Here is a 19138-nt window from a genome sequence, read left to right on the forward strand (position 1 = left end):
TTATAATCCTGCTTGAACCCAGTTAATTGTCTCGTCTAATGACATAGGTTTGGCAAATAAATAACCTTGGCCATCCTCACAACCCAAAGCCTGTAAATGTGCTTTTTGTTGCTCTGTTTCAATACCTTCGGCAATAACACTCAGTCCTAACGAATTACCTAATTCAATAATCATCTTTAAAATTTCCCAGTCTTTCTCTGACTCTTCCATACGCCAGACAAAACTATGATCAATTTTGAGAGTTGACACTGATAAGGTAGACAAATAGGCCAAAGACGAATAACCCGTTCCAAAATCATCGATATTAACCCGCACGCCTAATGTTTTTAATGCTGTTAAATGCTTGTTAATGTTGCCTTTTTCTTCAATAAATTGAGACTCAGTAATTTCCAGTTCAATCATCTCATTCGGGACGCCTTCTTCTTCAAGAAGTTTTTGAAAACCCTCAAAATAATTAGGGCGAATGATTTCATTACCAGCAACGTTCACCGAAATAGGCACATTAATACCGATATTTTTCATCGTGTTAATGGCTTGGCAGGACTGCTGCAACATTTGCTGGTCCAATTTATCAATCAGACCACTGCTCTCAGCCAAAGCAATAAATTGATCCGGTGGAATATTGCTGCCATTTTTATGAGTCCATCGTGCCAGCGCTTCAAACCCAATCAACCTATTGTCTTTCAAGTTCATCTTAGGTTGAAAATACGCTCTGATTTCATCGTTTAATATGGCTTCTCGCAGATCTTGTAGCAACTCATAACGTCCAAACATTGCGGATGCCAAGGTTTCAGAAAATGCCAAATAAGATACGCCTTCGTATTTAGCTCGTTCTAAAGTGCTCTTGCCAACACTGACTAATTGCTCGGCTTCATAAGCTGGGAAGTCAGAGAATTTCACCGAGCTGACGGTCAAATCGAGAGAATGTGAGGAGTTTTTTACCTCGATACTGGTATGAATAATGTTTTCGAGTGACGCTTCGTTATAATTCTGATCGTCATACACGATTAACACTAATGTATCCCGCTCAAGTAAGGCGATATCAACCGCTTTGTCAAAGAAGCGACTCAGATAGTCGTACAAAGACAAGGTGAGTTTATCGCAGTATTTTGACCCTAAAACCGACTCGGTATAAGCCAAATCTTCCACGTACAACATTAATAAAGTGGCTTTCTCTCGCTCCCAAGAAAACATATTGCGTATTTCACGCACTAACCAGTTTTTATTATGAATCCCTAATGTTGGTTCAATATAAGCAAGCTCGGTTAATTTGTTATGTAAAGCAACATTACGGAAGCCAGCACTGATGTTTTCACAAAAAACTTGCAGCAGGTTAATTTCATTACTGGCAAGGTGACGATCGAGCTTTACCACCACCATGTATTCTCGATCTTCCAACTCCTTATTCGAGAAATACAACACAGAAAAACCATCCTGAAAAATATGCGCCTTTTGCTTATTGGCTAGCTCTACCGCTTCTTTTAGAAGGCTCTCTTGAATAGCGGATAAAAAATACCGGTGGATATGAGGCGAAAATTCCCCACAAGCCGCCACAATTAAGGCTTTCTCTAAATGCTCTTCTTCAGGGTGGAAGAAACACACAATACCGCCACTGTTCATTTTTAACAGCAGTCCAATTTCTTCCAAAATAGAATGGGTGTAATCCGTTATATCACTCTTTGAGGCGATCCTCTGACTCGCAGCAAGTAACAATTGCATACCATAGCGAGCTTCTTTCATATCAGAAAGGTGCTCCCAAGTACGTAGATTACTTAGCACTATGGTTTGTAAATGCGCCTGAGTGAGGTCTGATTTGCACCAATAGTCGTCTATATCGTATTGACCAATAAGATCATCAACGGGTGCCATACCCGGCTGCCCAGTCAGCAGGACAATACGCACCAGATCATTACCAATTACCTCACGAATAGTACGAATTAGGCGTAACCCTGCAACATCCGTCTCCATCACCACATCAAGAAAAATCACCGAGATATCAGGGTGAGCAGCGATAACCGTTGCAGCATCGCTCGCGGATGAAGCCGTCAGGAACTCCACCTCTTTGCCATCATAATTTAACGCACTCAGGCCATTCATTAGTGCTTCTTGGTAATCAGGATCATCTTCTACAGACAGGACTTTGCAGTAACTTCGCTGTTTAGACATTGTTTGAAATGATATTTGGTCGCAAGGTAAATCCATTGCATTTCCCTTCCTTGTAATCATGCTTTATCTGTTAAGTACTTAATCCTTGAAGCTTAGTCTTGTTTATCAAAAAAGCATCTAGAACAATTAAAAACTTTGTAACGTTTTTTTACCGATCCAAAAAAATAATGATACTTAACAAAAACACTGTGAAAAATTAGCTTACACGTTAGACAAAGACTCCTGTTAAAAACCACTAATATCGACAATAATCTCCGACTAAGAACAGGCATTTTGTTTGTGATATAGTACGACGTTGAAAAGACAAAGACTGGCGGATTAAACAACCCATGGACAAACATAAAGGCAATTTATTCATCTTATCGGCGCCATCAGGAGCAGGTAAATCGACCTTATATAAAGCGCTTCTTAAGCAAGATGATAAGGTGAGAATTTCTATTTCTCATACTACTCGTGCACCACGAACTGGCGAAGAACATGGTAGAGAATATTACTTCATCGATGATGAATCCTTCTTAGACATGATTGCTGAAGACGCCTTCTTCGAGCATGCACAGGTTTTTGATAATTATTACGGCACATCAAAAGAGTCTATTTTTGGTATGCTAGAACAAGGTCTAGATGTGATTTTAGAGATCGACTGGCAAGGCGCTCGCCAAATTCGTCAGCTCTATCCAGAAGCCATCGGAATATTCATTTTACCGCCGTCATTACAAGCGCTTGAAGAACGCCTAAGAAAACGCGCTACAGACTCTGATGAAGTCATTCAGCGTCGTATGGCAAAGGCCGTGAATGAAATGTCCCACTACCATGAATACGATTTTGTCATCGTAAATGACGATTTTGATGCTGCGCTTTCACAAATCTCCGCTGTTTTTCAAGCAATGCGCTCAAAAACAACGGTTATGCAGGAAAAAAATGGCAATCTTATAAATGATCTCTTGTCTTTGTGAGAAGCCGTTAAGTAGAATTACCCTTGGAAAAATAGATAACCGAACACAGAGGTCAAAATGGCTCGAGTTACCGTAGAAGATTGTTTAGAAAACGTTGATAACCGCTTCGAATTAGTGATGGTCGCGTCAAAGCGCGCTCGTCAACTAGCAACGGGTGGTGAAGACGCAAAAGTGCCTTTAGAAGGCGACAAAGTTACTGTAGTTGCACTACGTGAAATTGCGGAAAACTTGATCAACGCAAAAAATGTTGATCAACAAAAACGCCCTTTACACGAGTTTTAATCTCTATGGTGTCGCTCATAGCACAGCTGTCGCGCTTTCTTTTTGCCTTAGTGAGGTGAGCGATGTATACCATTGAAGATTTAGCACTGACCTTGAGTCAGTATTTACCTTACGAACAAGTCGCCAAGGTAAAACGCGCCTACTATTACGCCGAACAAGCCCACGATGGGCAACGACGTAAAAGTGGCGAGCCCTATGTCACCCATCCTCTCGCTGTCGCCGAAATTCTATCGGAACTTCGAATGGATTGTGATGGATTGACAGCGGCACTTTTGCACGACGTTATTGAAGACACAGGCATCAGCCGTGAAGCCCTTACTGAACAGTTTGGTGAAGGTGTTGCGAGTCTTGTGGATGGGGTCAGTAAGTTAACCCACCTTGAATTCAATAGCCAAATCGAAAAGCAAGCCCATAACTTCCAAAAAATGGCCATGGCCATGGCGGATGATATTCGTGTCATCTTGGTGAAGTTAGCGGACAGACTGCACAACATGCGCACATTAGATGCCATGCCAGCCCACAAAAAACGCCGTATTGCCCGCGAAACACTCGACATTTATGCACCGATTGCAAATCGTCTGGGTATGTACAAGGTTCGGGTAGATCTAGAATCTCTTGCTTTCCAAGCGTATTACCCAATGCGCGCACGCATGCTCCACAAAGCCATCCACAAAAAGTATGGCCAGCAGCGCATTAAAGACACTCAAAAGCTTGAAGATACGATCCGATCTGAGCTGGCCGCCGATTACATTGAAGCCAGTATCAGCGTTCGAGAAAAACACATTTACAGCATTTATCAGAAGATGGACAAAAAGCGCCGTTCTCTAGATGAAATAATGGACGTAATGGGCGTACGCATCGTTACCGACCGCCATGACAGCTGTTATCGAATTCTCGGCGTTATTCACGCTCTGTTCAAACCTATTGAAGGTCGCTTTAAAGATTACATTGCGGTACCAAAGTCCAATGGCTACCAATCTCTTCATACAACCGTATTAGGCACCAATGGTATTCCTATGGAAGTCCAAATACGTACTGAAGAAATGGATTTGGTTGCTAATAATGGCATTGCGGCTCATTGGGCATACAAAGTCAGCGGCACATCAAGCATGCCAAGCAACCATGACCGTGCAACGAAATGGGTGAAAAGCCTGTTAGAAATTCAACAAAAAGCGCGGAACCCCGTCGAATTTGTTGATAACGTGAAAAGTGATTTGTTTCCAGATGAGGTGTATGTTTTTACGCCAAATGGACAAATTATTGAATTACCTTCCGGCGCGACACCCGTCGATTTTGCTTATGGTGTTCACACAGAAATCGGTAACACCTGTATCTCTTGCCGAATTAACCGTCGTCTTGCACCACTCAGTACACAGCTAGAAAGTGGGCAAACGGTTGAAATCATTACCGCGAAAAACGCTCAACCGAATGTTGCTTGGTTAAGTTTTGCGATTACCGGCAAAGCGCGCACCAACATTCGCCATTATTTGAAAGACAAGCAGCGAGAAAATGCGATATCTATCGGTCATCGTCTGTTAACTCGCTCCTTAAACGCCTTTAAAACCAATGTTGAAGAACTAACAGCAGAACAAATTGCACAAGTATTAGCCAACCACCAGCTGGAATCCATGGATGACTTGCTAGAATCCATCGGCAAAGGTCGTCATGTTGGTTATCTGGTGGCTCGTGAACTCTTCCCGAATATCGATGAAGACACCTTGGTGACACCAAAATCCTTTAAGGTGAATGGCTCAGAAGGCATGCTTATTTCTTATGCCAAATGTTGCGCACCGATTCCTGGCGACCCGATTGTAGGTTATGTCCAGGTTGATAAAGGCATCATTATTCACCACCTCAATTGCCCTAACGTTCAAGATCATTTATCTAATCCTGAACGCTTTATTCATATGGCATGGGGCAAAGAGATCGAAGAAGAACTACACATAAGCCTGATCGTTACCTACATCAACGAACGTGGCGCCGTGGCAAAAATAGCCAGCTCGATCAGTGATACCGATTTCCAAGTGTCGAATCTCGATATTATTGAACGCGGTAGAGTCAGTCGTTTACGGCTAAGCATCACGATTTCCAGCCGTGTAGGCTTAGCGGATGTAATGCGTCGCATAAAAGCGGTTCGCTGTGTGGAAAAAGTCTCACGCGAAACCATTGTTGGGCGCTAATAAGACTTAATTTATTCTGTTACTTACCATTTCACTTACTAGATAAAGGATACTTATTTATGTCAAAACAAGTCATTCATACTGAAAACGCACCTGCCGCTATTGGCCCATATTCTCAAGCGGTTCGCGCTGGCAACACAGTGTATTTGTCTGGTCAAATTCCTTTGGTACCTGAAACAATGGAAGTCATCAGCGAGGACATCGTTGAACAGACAACTCAAGTATTCAAAAACCTACAAGCCGTTTGTGAAGCGGCTGGCGGTTCTTTAGAAAACGTTGTGAAATTCAACATTTTCATGACAGACTTGGGCAACTTTGCCACAGTTAATGAAGTGATGACGCAATTTGTTAAACAACCTTACCCAGCTCGTGCAGCAATGGGCGTGCGCGCATTGCCAAAAGGCGTTCAAGTAGAAATAGAAGGCATCATGGTTTTGGAAGACTAATCTTCTCGCTTTGATACTGATAAAAAAAGAGGCTCCGGACTCTTTTTTTATCTCTCGTGTTTGTACTTTTATCATTTACTCAAAGAGCGAAATTCACGCAACAGCTCGTGATAGCCAGACACATAGCTCGGATACTGCAAACGCCAACCTTGCGACAATAGATATTGGCCTTGAAGACGTTTACCAGAATTAGGGGCAAAACCTTCACCGCCATTCACCGCGACTTTAGCGTCAAGGCAGGTTGCCAGCCAAAGCTTTACTTCCCACATGGAAACCGGTGTTTGATCAGTCACAATAACCTGTGCAGGCATGTTCTTGTCGCTTAAAGCGCAATTTGCCAACAACACCAGAGCAGACACCACATCGTCTCGATGAATACGATTGGTCCAGCTGTTGCTTCCCCACTCTTTTTCGCTTAATACGGTTTCTAATAGCCTAAAACGCCCTGGACCATAAATGCCAGAGCAACGCACGGCTACACTAGAAAAAGCAGACGCTAGCGATCGTTCTGTTTCCACTAAAACCTTAGCGGTAGCAGATGTAGGCTGTGCTGGTGTGCTTTCATCTATCCACTCACCTTGGCTTTGGCCGTAGACGCTAGTACTGGACACAAAAAACACCTTGGGCTGCTTCGCCATAGCGTTATATCGACGAATCAACACTTGTGCCGTATCAAAATAAGCCGCGCAATACGCTTCTTCATTACGACCATTAGGCGTCATGATCAAAAAAACGAGATCTACATCAGGCAAGTCATCGTCGCTCATGGCAACAAGGTCACCCGTTATGCCAATTACGCCTTGCGGAAATTCATTTTTTGTACGGCGAATACCAGTGACGATATGGCCTTGGGCAACTAACTCAGCAGCCAAACCAGAACCCAAATCACCGCAGCCAGCGATTAAAATGTTTGCCATTTATCTTCCCCCAATAACCTCTGATACTCTTAGTCACTAAAGAACGAGTATACTTTATCAAATTATGTATTATCATAGTTATTAACAATGAATCAGCCGAACGAAAGGTGTGCCATGACATTAACGGAATTGAAATACATTGTAATGCTAGCCGAAGAAAAACATTTTGGCCGTGCAGCAGACCGCTGCTACGTTTCACAACCTACGCTCAGTGTCGCCGTGAAGAAGCTAGAAGAAGAGCTTGGCACTGCCATTTTCGAGCGCAGCAAAAGCTCTGTTTATATCACACCATTGGGCGAGCAAATCATCACTCAGGCCAAGCGGGTGCTGGATCAAGCCAACATGATTAAAGAGCTGGCGACCTCTGGTAAGAACCAATTAAAAGGCCCACTTAAAGTTGGCGCTATCTACACCATCGCCCCGTATTTGTTCCCTTTTATGATTCCTGCCTTGCATAGCGAAACCTCTGGCATGCCATTGATCATTGAAGAAGATCTCACTGAAAACTTACGCCCTAAACTGCGTAACGGCGAATTAGATGCCATCATAGTGGCGCTTCCGTTCCGCGAACCTGATGTTGTCACTCAGCCAATTTATGAAGAAGAATTTGTGGTTCTGATGCCCAAAAACCACCCATGGACAAAACTCTCACACATAGAAACCGACCAACTATCCACTGACAACTTGTTACTGCTTGGCAAAGGTCATTGTTTCAGTGAGCAAGTATTAGAAGCTTGTCCTTTGGTAACAGAAGGCGAATTTGGTGATGGTCGCACTATTGTTAATGGCAGCTCGTTAGAAACCATTCGTTACATGGTAGCGTCTGGTTTAGGGGTAACTGTATTGCCAAAATCCGCCGTCACCAATATTAATCACGATATGTTGGAAGTGCGTCCTTTTACGGATCCCGCACCGAAACGTACAGTCGCTTTAGCATGGCGAGCCAGCTTCCCGCGCCCGAAAGCCATTGAAGCCGTGAGCCAGTCTATCCGTGATGCTTGCAAACATCTGAATTTATAGAGAACAGCATGATCGACGGATTAGACACTCAGGATGTTCGTGAGCTAAAAGGCGTTGGTGATGCCATGGCCGAAAAGCTAGTTAAACTGCATTTGAATACAGTACAAGATCTGCTGTTTCATCTACCCATTCGCTATCAAGACAGAACACGTGTTGTGCCAATCGGCATGCTGCGTTTTGGGGATGAGGCGGTTATTGAAGGCCAAGTCACTGGCGCAGAAATCAAAATGGGCAAGCGCCGCAGTTTGCTGTGTCGGATTAAGGACCATACTGGCACCCTGTGTTTGCGCTTCTTTCATTTTTCCGCCGCGCAAAAAAAACAGCTAGAATCCGGCAAGCGAGTTCGTTGTTTTGGAGAAATCCGTCGAGGCAGTACTGGCTTTGAAATCTATCACCCAGAATACAAGGTGATTGGTGACGACGAAACACAAGAAGAAACGGCGCAGCTTACGCCAATCTATCCGCTAACCGATGGCTTAACACAAACCAAGATTCGCCAACTGTGCGAACAAGCCTTAGAGTGTTTAACCCCATACAATCTACAAGAATGGCTGCCAGACGAAATTCGCACTCAGTTCAATTTACCACCGCTGAGCGATGCCATTCACTTTCTGCATCATCCGTCGCGAGAAGCCAACTTAGAATTACTCAGATCGGGAAGCCATCCTGCGCAATATCGCCTATCTTTTGAAGAACTTATGGCCCATCAGCTTTCCCTAATTGGCAAGCGCATGAAAGCCAAGCAAGATGCCGCGATAAAAGTTCAGGCCGCAGGCGAGCTCAGTCAACGACTCTTACAGCAACTCCCCTTTTCACCAACCAATGCACAAAGTCGTGTTTTCCAGGAAATCCTTAACGATCTCGGCACAGGCCATCCTATGCTGCGTTTGGTACAAGGCGATGTGGGATCAGGGAAAACCTTAGTTGCTGCGTTAGCCGCAGCGTCTGTCGTACAGGCGGGCTACCAAGTTGCGATCATGGCACCGACGGAAATTCTCGCTGAGCAGCATTATATTAATTTCAGTCAATGGTTTGAGCCACTCGGTTTAAAAGTAGCTTGGATGATTGGCAAACTCAAAGGCAAAACCCGCGAGAAAGAACTCGCCGATATCGCATCTGGCGCTGCGCAGATTGTCGTCGGGACACACGCGTTATTCCAAGACACCGTTGAGTTTGATCGTTTAGCCCTCGCCATTATCGATGAGCAACATCGCTTTGGTGTGCATCAGCGTATGGCACTACGTGAAAAAGGCATGAAGCACGGTTTTCAGCCTCATCAGCTTATTATGACGGCGACTCCAATTCCCCGAACCTTAGCCATGTCAGCCTATGCCGATTTGGATTGCTCTATTATCGACGAATTGCCACCAGGTCGAACGCCTGTAAACACGATTGTGGTATCGGATCAGCGCCGACAAGAAGTCATTGACCGAGTGAAAAGTGCCTGCGAAGAAGGCAAACAAGCTTACTGGGTCTGTACCCTGATTGAAGAATCAGAAGCCCTGCAATGCCAAGCCGCAGAAGACACGGCGATTTTGTTACAAGAGCAACTTGGGGGATTATCCATTGGCTTGGTACATGGTCGACTCAAGGCGCAGGAAAAAGCCGATATTATGGCCAAATTTAAAGCGGGAGAGATTCAGCTATTAGTCGCTACAACCGTTATCGAAGTCGGTGTGGATGTGCCAAACTCTAGCCTGATGGTAATAGAGAACCCTGAACGACTTGGCCTTGCACAGCTTCATCAGTTGCGAGGACGTGTTGGTCGAGGACAAACCGCCAGTCATTGTGTGCTACTTTATAAAGCACCACTAGGACAACAAGGCAAAGAGCGACTTTCTACCATGCGAGAAACCAGCGATGGCTTTAAAATCGCAGAGAAAGACCTAGAGTTGCGTGGTCCAGGTGAATTACTCGGCACCAGACAAACCGGACTTTGGGAATTCAAAGTCGCGGATTTGCAGCGCGACAAAAACTTGCTTGATGATGTTCAAAAAGCGGCCACGCTACTTCACCGTCAATACCCTGAACGTGTCTCGCCACTTTTATCCCGATGGTTACCGAACCACGATCAGTATTTGAACGTCTAAATACCTTTCTCGCTGAAATAAAGGCGGTATTAGCTTGCACATGTGCAAAATTTGATCAAAAATTCCGTAAGCTAAAAAGCCGACTTAATCGATTCGCAAGAAGGAACTCACATGAATGCTTTAAACCAAGCACATCTAACGATCCAAGGCTGCGGCTATCGAATCGAAAATGACAGAGTCATTATTACCACTCAGCGTATTAACAGTGATAGGCCAGCGGGAAACCTCAGTGGTACATTACGCATACAATTACGAGCGCTGCGTCAAGATACAGGAAACTCAGAAAGTGTCGTGCTCGCTTCAACTACACTAGGTGAAATGAAAGGCCAGCATTTTCTTTCAGACTGCTCCTATGATTTAGCATTCCAACAACCTCACCCAGGGACTTGGCAGCTCGTATTGCAACTTAGCGAATGGAATGGAGCCGATTACACCTTGTGTGATTCAGCCTATTTCGATGTGCCTTACCACGTTGAAGCGCCTTCAGATTACTCTATTCCGACGATGCAAATTAACGAACCAGAGATAGAAAAGGCAGTATCGACACCAAAAGTAGCAACAGAAAACCCTGCCGTAAAAAAGTCGAAAAACGTAAAAAAAAACGTCACTGGTTACGCCGATGGCTATCTCGTCATCAATAAATCAAAAGTGGACAAGCTTCTAAAAGTGAAAGGCGTGCCGAAGAAAATACTTGAAAAACTCGTTGCAGAGCGCCCTTTTCACTCAGAAAAATCCGTACTTAATGTAAAAGGGATGGGGCCTGTAATGCTGGGAAAAATACTCGCTGAATTGACAAAATGATCCGTATTAAGCCTGCGTAGGCAGGCCACTTTACTAGATTATTTTCTAAGGAATGTTGACTACTGTGGTGTTTTTTACCTCTTCCATTGCGACATAAGTGCGAGATTCTCGAACATGAGGCAGTGTTAGTAAGGTTTCACCAAGCAAAAGACGATAAGAGTCCATGTTGGATACTCGTGCTTTCAAAAGGTATTCGAAGTCACCGGCAATCAGGTGACATTCCAAAATCTCAGGAATTTCAGTCACTGCCGCTTTAAACTCATTAAAACCTTCAGGTGAGGTGGTTTTAAGGCGAATCTCGACAAAAACCAGCAATCCTGCATCCACTTTCTTTGGGTTAACCAAAGCGCAATAGCCCGTAATGTAACCGTTACGTTCCAAACGACGTACGCGCTCCAAACAAGGAGTCGCACTTAACCCGACACGGCTAGCTAACTCTACATTCGATAAACGGCCATTAATTTGCAGTTCACGAAGAATTTTTTTGTCTAAGCGATCAAGCGGTTTTGCTGAGTTATCCATCTGATGTGGATCTCCTTACATGACTTCAATTAATGGTTAAGTCTACCATGCAGATCGCAAATTATGGAAAGCGCTTTATTCAATAAATTGCGTGTGGGTATTCAAATTAAGCACAACAAATTTCATAAAGCACCAAAATGATGCAAAAAATTCATTTAGCACAAAATAGAGCCATCTGTTTCAAATTATGCCCCATATTTGTGCATCAAAATACATGCTATTTCCTCAGAAAGCCTTGTTTTCTCTCGCTTTAATAAAAAGATATATTCAGCTAAGCTGATTAATTAATAGCGCTTTATATGCTCAAAAAGTGTAAAAACTAAGCATACAACACAGCTTTCCTGACATTTTATCCTTGACTACTCCTCAAAAGAGTAATTCTATAGGGGTATGGGATGATCTTTTAGAGGAATCGTCTGCATATACCTTACAACAAGAATAATTAAATGTTGGCACTAACTTTGCTGTGTTTAAAACACAGGTTTGAAAATCTGCAATGTAGAATCAAGCAAGTTACAACATATATAAAAAACGCCTGGGAGGCTCAATATAATGAAATCGAATGTTGGTAAATTACTTTCGACTGCTGCAATCGCAGCAACCATAAGTACCGGTGCTGCTGCGGCAACACTTGATGACGTCAAAGCAAAAGGCTTTATTCAATGTGGCGTCAGTACAGGTGTTCCAGGGTTCTCTAATGCTGATGACAAAGGTAATTGGAGCGGTATCGATGTAGATGCTTGTCGTGCGGTTTCCTCTGCAATTTTTGGTGACCCTCAAAAAGTTAAATTCACTCCCCTTTCTGCTAAAGAACGTTTCACCGCTCTACAATCTGGTGAAATCGATATTCTTGCTCGTAACACAACTTGGACTTACACACGTGACGCGTCTTTGGGTCTAGATTTCACAGCGGTTAACTTCTACGACGGCCAAGGTTTTATGGTTCGTAAAGACCTAGGCGTTAAATCTGCAATGGACCTTGATGGTGCAACGGTTTGTACAGAGCAAGGTACAACAACAGAATTGAACATGGCGGATTTCTTCCGTAAACACAAAATGTCTTATGTACCAGTTGTGGTACAAAAAGCAGATGAAGCGTTGTCAGCATATGACTCTGGTCGTTGTGACGTTTACACAACTGACAAATCAGGTCTTGCGGCTCACCGTACCAAGCTAGCAGATCCATCGGCTCACCTAATTCTTCCAGAAACCATTTCTAAAGAGCCATTAGGCCCAGTTGTTCGTCACGGCGACAACCAGTGGAAAGACATCGTTACTTGGGCAATGTTTGTTCAGGTTAACGCTGAAGAAATGGGTATTTCGTCCAAAAACGTCGCTAAGATCAAAAAAGAGTCCAATGATCCAGGTATCAAACGCTTACTAGGTGTTGATGGTGATATGGGTGCTCAACTAAATCTTCCTGCTGACTGGGCGTATAACATCATCGCTAACGTAGGTAACTACGGTGAAGTGTTTGAGCGTAACGTTGGACCTTCTACTCCTGTAGATCTTCCACGTGGTCTTAATGCACTTTGGACTGAAGCTGGCGGCATCATGTATGCGCCACCAGTTCGTTAATACCTAAAGCAAATAATTCTCTGCTTGGGTATTTACCCAGCGACTAGATCGTCGCTGGGTTTCTTCCCCCTTTCTTACACATCTGACGAGCATTTCATTGCCTGAACCAAGATGAGCGAAAATACAACTCCGAGCAATAACAGCTTTTTGAACGACGCGGGAAATCGTGCGCTTATATTTCAAATTTTGCTGCTAGCGATGGTGGTTTTTGCAGGTTATTACTTATTTAGTAACCTTCAGGCCAACCTCGATAACCGAGGGATTTCCACTGGTTTCTCATTTTTTAATGAACCTGCTGGCTTCCCGATTCTTATTCACCTTATTGAATACACAGAGGCTAATACCTACGGACGAGCGTTCGTTGTTGCCTTAATCAACACCTTTGTTATCTCCCTATTGGGGATTGTCTTAGCCACCATTATTGGTGTGATAATGGGTCTAGCCCGTTTATCGAAAAACTGGTTAGTAGCTCGCCTAGCTACTGTCTATATTGAGACTCTGCGAAACATTCCATTGTTGCTGCAGATGTTCTTTTGGTATTTTGCGGTACTTGCCGCGTTACCTGCACCACGTGAGAGTTATGAGTTTGCCGACTTTTTACTTAATAAACGCGGTATCTACTCACCAAACCCAATCACTCAAGATGGCTTTGGACTGGTAATCTTCGGTTTCATTCTATCGATTGTCGCTTCTATCGCTCTTATCATTTGGGCCAAAAAACGCCAGACAAAAACGGGACTGTGGTTTCCTGCCTACTGGTCTTCATTGGGTGTTATTGTCGGTATTACCTTTATTTTCCTTGCCATGGCAGGGTTTCCAATAGAGTTTGATTTACCGCAAAAAAGTCGCTTCAACGTGACCGGTGGTATGGTGCTTCCGCCAGAGTTTGTTGCGGTGCTCGTCGCTTTGTCTACTTACACGGGTGCTTTTATCGCCGAGATAGTGCGTGCAGGCATATTGTCTGTTAACTGGGGGCAAACTGAAGCCGCTCGCTCTTTAGGCTTACGTGACAATATGACACAACGACTGATTGTCTTACCTCAAGCATTACGCGTCATTATCCCGCCACTCACTAGTCAATATTTGAATTTGGCGAAGAACTCTTCGTTAGGTGCCGCTATTGCTTACCCAGAGCTGGTTGCTGTAGTCATGGGTACGACGCTAAACCAAACAGGTCAGGCGATTGAAACCATTGGTCTTTGTATGTTGGTGTACGGTTCATTAAGTCTATCGATCTCGGTATTCATGAACTGGTACAACAGTAAAATGTCATTAATTGAGCGCTAGGAGGCAGATCATGGCTATTATCTTTAAACCATCACCAAGCCTCCCACCACCAGTAACATCGGTTGGTGCTGTGGCATGGGTGCGTCAGAACTTATTTTCGTCCCCACTTAATATATTTCTAACCTTCTTTAGCATTTATATATTGTATTTGCTTGTTCCCCCTGTCATTGAATGGGCTTTTATCAATGCAACATGGGAAGGTTCATCTAAAGCGGCTTGTACTGCTGGCGGTGCCTGCTGGGCTTTCGTCGGTGTGTACTTTGATCAATTCATGTACGGTTTGTATCCAGAAGCGGAAACATGGCGTATTAATTTAGCCGTGATTCTACTAGTGGTTATGGTAGGGGCTTTTGCCGTTAAGACGATTAATAAGCTGTACCTTTCTATCGCTATTATCGTGGTTTATCCCATTGTGGCTTACTTCTTGTTTGCTGGTGGTGTATTTGGTCTAGAAGTTGTAGAGACCTCTTTGTGGGGTGGCCTTTTCCTTACAGTACTACTGGGTGTTATCGGTATCGTAGCGTCTTTCCCACTAGGGGTTATATTAGCGCTTGGTAGACGTTCGGAGATGCCGATTGCGAAATCTGTTTGTGTGGTATTTATCGAAACCATTCGTGCAGTACCATTGATCACAATTTTGTTCATGGCGTCCGTAATGATTCCGTTGTTTTTGCCAGAAGGGCTGAACTTCAACAAGTTATTACGTGTTCTGATTGGTATTACTTTGTTCTCTGCAGCCTATATGGCCGAAGTGGTTCGTGGTGGTCTACAGGCGATACCTAAAGGCCAGTATGAAGCCGCTGATGCTATGGGTTTAACCTACTGGCAATCAATGGTTCTCGTTATTTTGCCACAGGCATTAAAGCTGGTTATTCCAGGCATAGTAAACTCCTTTATTGCTTTGTTTAAAGATACAACATTGGTGTACATAGTAGGTATGTTTGACTTCTTGGGTCGAATTCAAGCCGCTAACCACGATTCAAACTGGTTGGGTACCACCGTCGAAGGTTATGCTTTCGCCGCTTTGATATACTGGGCAATTTGTTTTGGCATGTCCCGCTACAGTATGTCGATTGAGCGTAAATTAGAAACTGGGCACAAGCGTAATTAGTTAAGAATTTGAGGTCTTTGCAATGACAAATACAGATATGGCTCGTGCCCAACTAGCGGCAGGCGAACAGAACATCATCGAATTTAACGATGTAAATAAATGGTATGGTGATTTTCACGTACTAAAAAATATCAACTTCAGCATCAAGAAAGGCGAGCGCATCGTTGTGTGTGGTCCTTCTGGTTCTGGTAAGTCGACTATGATCCGCTGTATCAACCGTCTAGAAGAGCACCAAAAAGGCTCAATTCTGGTTGATGGCGTTGAGATGAACAACAACTTGAAAAACATCGAAGCGATCCGTAAAGACGTGGGTATGGTGTTTCAACACTTTAACTTGTTCCCTCACTTGACCATTCTAGAAAACCTAACTTTGGCACCGATTTGGGTTCGTAAAACACCCAAGAAAGAAGCTGAAGAAATGGCGATGCATTACCTAGAACGTGTAAAAATAGCTAACCAAGCATTGAAATACCCAGGTCAGTTATCTGGTGGTCAGCAACAGCGTGTGGCGATTGCTCGTGGTTTGTGTATGCAGCCTCGTATCATGCTGTTTGATGAGCCAACTTCGGCACTAGACCCTGAAATGATCAAAGAAGTATTGGACGTAATGGTTCAGTTAGCCGAAGAAGGCATGACCATGGTGTGTGTAACGCATGAAATGGGCTTTGCTAAAACGGTTGCTGACCGTGTTGTCTTCATGGATGCCGGTGAAATTGTTGAAGCCAATGAGCCTCACGAATTCTTCGACAACCCTCAACACGACCGTACGCAAATGTTCTTAAGCCAAATTTTGAATCACTAATCAGAACGAAAACTTAAAAGAGACCTTTGTACGATGTGACGAGCAAAGTCAAGACTAGGCAAAAACAGACGAAAAAGCGGAGTCTATGGGTTATAAATGAGCATTTTGAGTCTGTTTTTAACAAAGTATTGATGAGCACAGTAGTCGTACAACGATCTCTATAAATCTGTTATATTCACAAAGCCCCGCATCGGGGCTTTTTTTGTGTCAGCCATTTTAACAGGAAAATGTATGGAATCTTCCGTAGACCTTCAGCCAAACCAAAGATTACGGGTGGTACATTTAGCCGATCACACAGGTCGTTTGCAGGTTATTTTTCCTGAAAGCAACATGCTAGACATCTCCGCAGTCTCTCGTATTACTAAACGTCGTTTTGAGCCTGTCAGCAATTTTCAAAGCTCAGGCGATCCACTGATCAAGCCAAATAGTGTCGCGACCATACTCGAAGCCAGCATGCTACAAGATTCAACCTATTCGATACGCACTAAAGTCGATGGGCCTTATCACGACATTAACTCTATGGCACTAAAAGAGCTGTTCTCTGGTCCATTAAATCGCTTTGAAAATATTTCCATTAACACGCAGGCGATATCTCGTCCTGTCGATAATCACGAAAACGACGAAGAACAAATTCTTAAAGCACTTGGACGCTTTCAATCTATTCGTCTCAAGCAGCGCATCGAAGAAACATTAGAAATCCCCCCATTACCAGCGTCTTCACATCGTATAATACGCCTTTCAGCCGACAAGACCGCCGGCACAGATGAGTTATGCGAAGTCATTGCACTCGACCCTAGCTTAGCCGCTCAAGTCATCAGCTGGGCGTCATCCCCCTACTATGGCGCCCCTGGCTCTATAGAATCAGTAGAAGATGCGATCATCCGAGTTCTAGGCTTTGATATGGTGATGAATTTAGCGCTTGGCTTATCAATGGGTAATGCCTTTCAAACTCCAGAAGACGGCCCACGTCATTATGAAGACTTTTGGCTCGATTCCGTTTCTAACGCCGTTTTGATGGAATCCTTAGTCAAAACGATGCCGGTACAAAATCGCCCTAAACTAGGTCATGCTTATCTTGCAGGCTTATTACATAACTTTGGCTACTTGGCAATTAGCACTATTTTACCGCCGCACTTTTCGATTCTGTCTCGATACCAAGAAGCTAATGCTCATCTATCGTCTGAATTGATCGAGATGCAAATATTGCACTTTACCAAGGAACAATTAGGCTCTTGGTTGTTACGCTACTGGAGTTTGCCTGACAACATTTGGACAGCTATTCGCTACAGCAAAAAGCCTCATTATTATGGCGAACATGCCATTTTGGCGAAGTTGCTTAACGTTTCGTATCAATTACGCCATAACGACGTCATTGAACCATCCGTATTGTTAGAAGTTGGATTGACGTTAGAAGAAGCGGAAGCTTGCAGAGATGCCATCTATCAAAAATCAACAGAGCTCCACAAGATGGTCGCCTTAATTAATAAAATGAACGCCTAATTAATTATGACGTTAATGAACGCTTCTGCCGCGCAGCAATTTGACTACCGATGGTCGCCCATACACCAAATTAGTAAGGTAAAAGTACCGAAAAATTTATGGCCTTGGCTCGTCACTCAAGACTCTTTAACAGCAAAGCTTAGACGCCTAGGAACATTGACGGTTGATGTGCTTGAAGACTCTTGGGGGATCCCAACAGCAAGAGAACGAAAACGCTTAGCGTTGCGACCAAGAGAAGCGGCACGCATTCGTACTGTCTTGCTTAACGTCGATGGAAGAGCCGTTATTTATGCTCGCTCAATCATTCCGGCGAGGTCATTGAAAGGCCATTGGCGACATGTAAAGCATTTAAAAGACAAGCCATTAGGTGGCTATCTGTTTCAACATAAGGCCCTGTCTCGAAGTTGCATTGAGGTCACTCAGTTACCAAAACGCATGTTTCCAAACCAACCTAATGCTTTGTGGGCGAGACGCTCTGTGTTTCATCAGTTTGGCCCTGGAATATTGGTCAATGAAGCTTTCTTTGATGAGATCAACCAACTAAAACCGCCGTTTGGATTGTTATGAACAAACTTAAAGACTACGCAGAACTCACTCGATTCAACCGCCCTATCGGTTCATTCTTACTGATGTGGCCAACATTATGGGCGCTATGGCTGGCAGCCGATGGTATGCCTCAATGGCATTTGATCGTTATCTTTATCTTAGGCGTTTTTAGCATGCGATCTGCGGGTTGCGTGATTAATGACTACGCGGATCGAAAGGTCGATGGTCATGTTGATCGTACTAAAAACCGCCCGCTACCGTCGGGCCGAGTATCTGAAAAAGAAGCACTTGTTCTGTTTTGTGCTTTGTCGATTTTAAGCTTTGTTTTAGTACTTTTTACCGATCTGCAAACGATTTTACTGTCGTTCGTAGGCTTAGGCTTGGCTGCTCTGTATCCGTTTATGAAACGCTATACCCATCTACCCCAGTTGTTTCTTGGCTTGGCTTTTTCGTGGGCAATTCCCATGGCCTACAGTGCACAGGGAGGAGATTTAACCGATCCTGAGCTATGGATGCTGTTTGTCGCCAATTGCTTTTGGACCATTGCCTATGATACCTATTATGCAATGACAGACCGTCCAGATGACCTCAAAATAGGCATCAAATCCACCGCCATCTTATTTGGCAGATATGATTTATTCGTCATTGTTTGCCTACAAGGTCTAACCTTGTCTTTATTGACCTGGATTGGTCTACTAGCCGGATTACATTGGCTATACTTTGTATCACTCGTGGTGTGTATTGGACTCTTTTATCAGCAATTTAATCAAGCTAAAGAGCGTGATCGACAAGCTTGCTTTCGCTCATTTTTAGACAATAACCGCGTTGGTTACTGTGTTTTCATCGGTCTGGTCGCAAGCTATTTTATGTAATATGTGGCAAAGTTGTGACAATGTAACCGAATTGTCACATTAGATCGCTTTAATGAAACCGTTCC

At 43.8% G+C, this 19138-nt stretch carries 17 protein-coding genes; 14 read left to right on the forward strand and 3 right to left on the reverse strand.

The window, feature by feature from the left end:
* Complete coding sequence (locus tag KDW99_RS20000; RefSeq protein WP_255827222.1) at positions 1-2202, reverse strand: bifunctional diguanylate cyclase/phosphodiesterase; 2202 nt, start codon at positions 2200-2202, stop codon at positions 1-3.
* Positions 2203-2495: 293 nt separating this feature from the next.
* Here KDW99_RS20000 and gmk point away from each other — a divergent pair, with 293 nt between their 5' ends.
* The 4 genes from gmk to KDW99_RS20020 all read left to right on the forward strand — a co-directional run bounded on the left by gmk (position 2496) and on the right by KDW99_RS20020 (position 6027).
* Entirely contained in the window at positions 2496-3119 is a 624-nt protein-coding gene (gene gmk / locus KDW99_RS20005) for a guanylate kinase (protein ID WP_255827223.1), read from the forward strand.
* Between the two features lie 57 nt (positions 3120-3176).
* Positions 3177-3401, forward strand: coding sequence for a DNA-directed RNA polymerase subunit omega (gene rpoZ, locus KDW99_RS20010; RefSeq protein ID WP_012072045.1), 225 nt, complete (start codon positions 3177-3179; stop codon positions 3399-3401).
* Positions 3402-3463: 62 nt separating this feature from the next.
* The gene (locus KDW99_RS20015) at positions 3464-5581 is read left to right on the forward strand and encodes a RelA/SpoT family protein (protein ID WP_255827224.1); all 2118 of its coding nucleotides are present in this window, start codon (positions 3464-3466) and stop codon (positions 5579-5581) included.
* 59 nt (positions 5582-5640) lie between these two features.
* Complete coding sequence (locus KDW99_RS20020) at positions 5641-6027, forward strand: RidA family protein (RefSeq protein ID WP_024024215.1); 387 nt, start codon at positions 5641-5643, stop codon at positions 6025-6027.
* 71 nt (positions 6028-6098) lie between these two features.
* Here KDW99_RS20020 and KDW99_RS20025 read toward each other — a convergent pair whose 3' ends face one another.
* Positions 6099-6944, reverse strand: coding sequence for an NAD-dependent epimerase/dehydratase family protein (locus KDW99_RS20025; protein ID WP_255827225.1), 846 nt, complete (start codon positions 6942-6944; stop codon positions 6099-6101).
* Between the two features lie 114 nt (positions 6945-7058).
* Here KDW99_RS20025 and KDW99_RS20030 point away from each other — a divergent pair, with 114 nt between their 5' ends.
* From KDW99_RS20030 to KDW99_RS20040, 3 genes are all read left to right on the forward strand, one after another.
* Entirely contained in the window at positions 7059-7964 is a 906-nt protein-coding gene (locus KDW99_RS20030) for a hydrogen peroxide-inducible genes activator (RefSeq protein ID WP_255829324.1), read from the forward strand.
* An 8-nt stretch (positions 7965-7972) separates the two neighbouring features.
* Positions 7973-10054, forward strand: coding sequence for an ATP-dependent DNA helicase RecG (gene recG / locus KDW99_RS20035; RefSeq protein WP_255827226.1), 2082 nt, complete (start codon positions 7973-7975; stop codon positions 10052-10054).
* Positions 10055-10165: 111 nt separating this feature from the next.
* Positions 10166-10855, forward strand: coding sequence for a helix-hairpin-helix domain-containing protein (locus KDW99_RS20040; protein WP_255827227.1), 690 nt, complete (start codon positions 10166-10168; stop codon positions 10853-10855).
* Between the two features lie 45 nt (positions 10856-10900).
* Here KDW99_RS20040 and lrp read toward each other — a convergent pair whose 3' ends face one another.
* On the reverse strand, positions 10901-11377 hold the full coding sequence (gene lrp / locus KDW99_RS20045; RefSeq protein WP_110577100.1) for a leucine-responsive transcriptional regulator Lrp: 477 nt from the start codon (positions 11375-11377) through the stop codon (positions 10901-10903).
* Positions 11378-11929: 552 nt separating this feature from the next.
* On the opposite strand from lrp, the gene KDW99_RS20050 reads away from it, so the two are divergent.
* The 7 genes from KDW99_RS20050 (at position 11930) to ubiA (ending at position 19073) form a co-directional block, all read left to right on the forward strand.
* Entirely contained in the window at positions 11930-12955 is a 1026-nt protein-coding gene (locus KDW99_RS20050) for an amino acid ABC transporter substrate-binding protein (protein ID WP_255827228.1), read from the forward strand.
* Positions 12956-13066: 111 nt separating this feature from the next.
* Entirely contained in the window at positions 13067-14242 is a 1176-nt protein-coding gene (locus tag KDW99_RS20055) for an amino acid ABC transporter permease (RefSeq protein WP_255827229.1), read from the forward strand.
* 10 nt (positions 14243-14252) lie between these two features.
* Entirely contained in the window at positions 14253-15353 is a 1101-nt protein-coding gene (locus tag KDW99_RS20060) for an amino acid ABC transporter permease (RefSeq protein WP_255827230.1), read from the forward strand.
* Between the two features lie 22 nt (positions 15354-15375).
* A complete protein-coding gene (locus KDW99_RS20065) occupies positions 15376-16155 on the forward strand; it encodes an amino acid ABC transporter ATP-binding protein (protein ID WP_370646857.1) in 780 nt (259 codons plus the stop codon).
* Between the two features lie 231 nt (positions 16156-16386).
* Entirely contained in the window at positions 16387-17655 is a 1269-nt protein-coding gene (locus KDW99_RS20070) for an HDOD domain-containing protein (RefSeq protein WP_255827231.1), read from the forward strand.
* A 6-nt stretch (positions 17656-17661) separates the two neighbouring features.
* Positions 17662-18222 carry a chorismate--pyruvate lyase family protein gene (locus KDW99_RS20075; RefSeq protein ID WP_255827232.1) on the forward strand — a complete coding sequence of 187 codons (561 nt, stop codon included), beginning with the start codon at positions 17662-17664 and terminating at the stop codon, positions 18220-18222.
* Positions 18219-19073 carry a 4-hydroxybenzoate octaprenyltransferase gene (gene ubiA / locus KDW99_RS20080; protein ID WP_255827233.1) on the forward strand — a complete coding sequence of 285 codons (855 nt, stop codon included), beginning with the start codon at positions 18219-18221 and terminating at the stop codon, positions 19071-19073. The genes KDW99_RS20075 and ubiA overlap by 4 nt, the downstream gene beginning before the upstream one ends.
* Positions 19074-19138: the final 65 nt, after the last annotated feature.

The organism is Marinomonas rhizomae, assembly GCF_024397855.1.
GTDB classification, from domain to species: Bacteria; Pseudomonadota; Gammaproteobacteria; order Pseudomonadales; family Marinomonadaceae; genus Marinomonas; species Marinomonas rhizomae_A.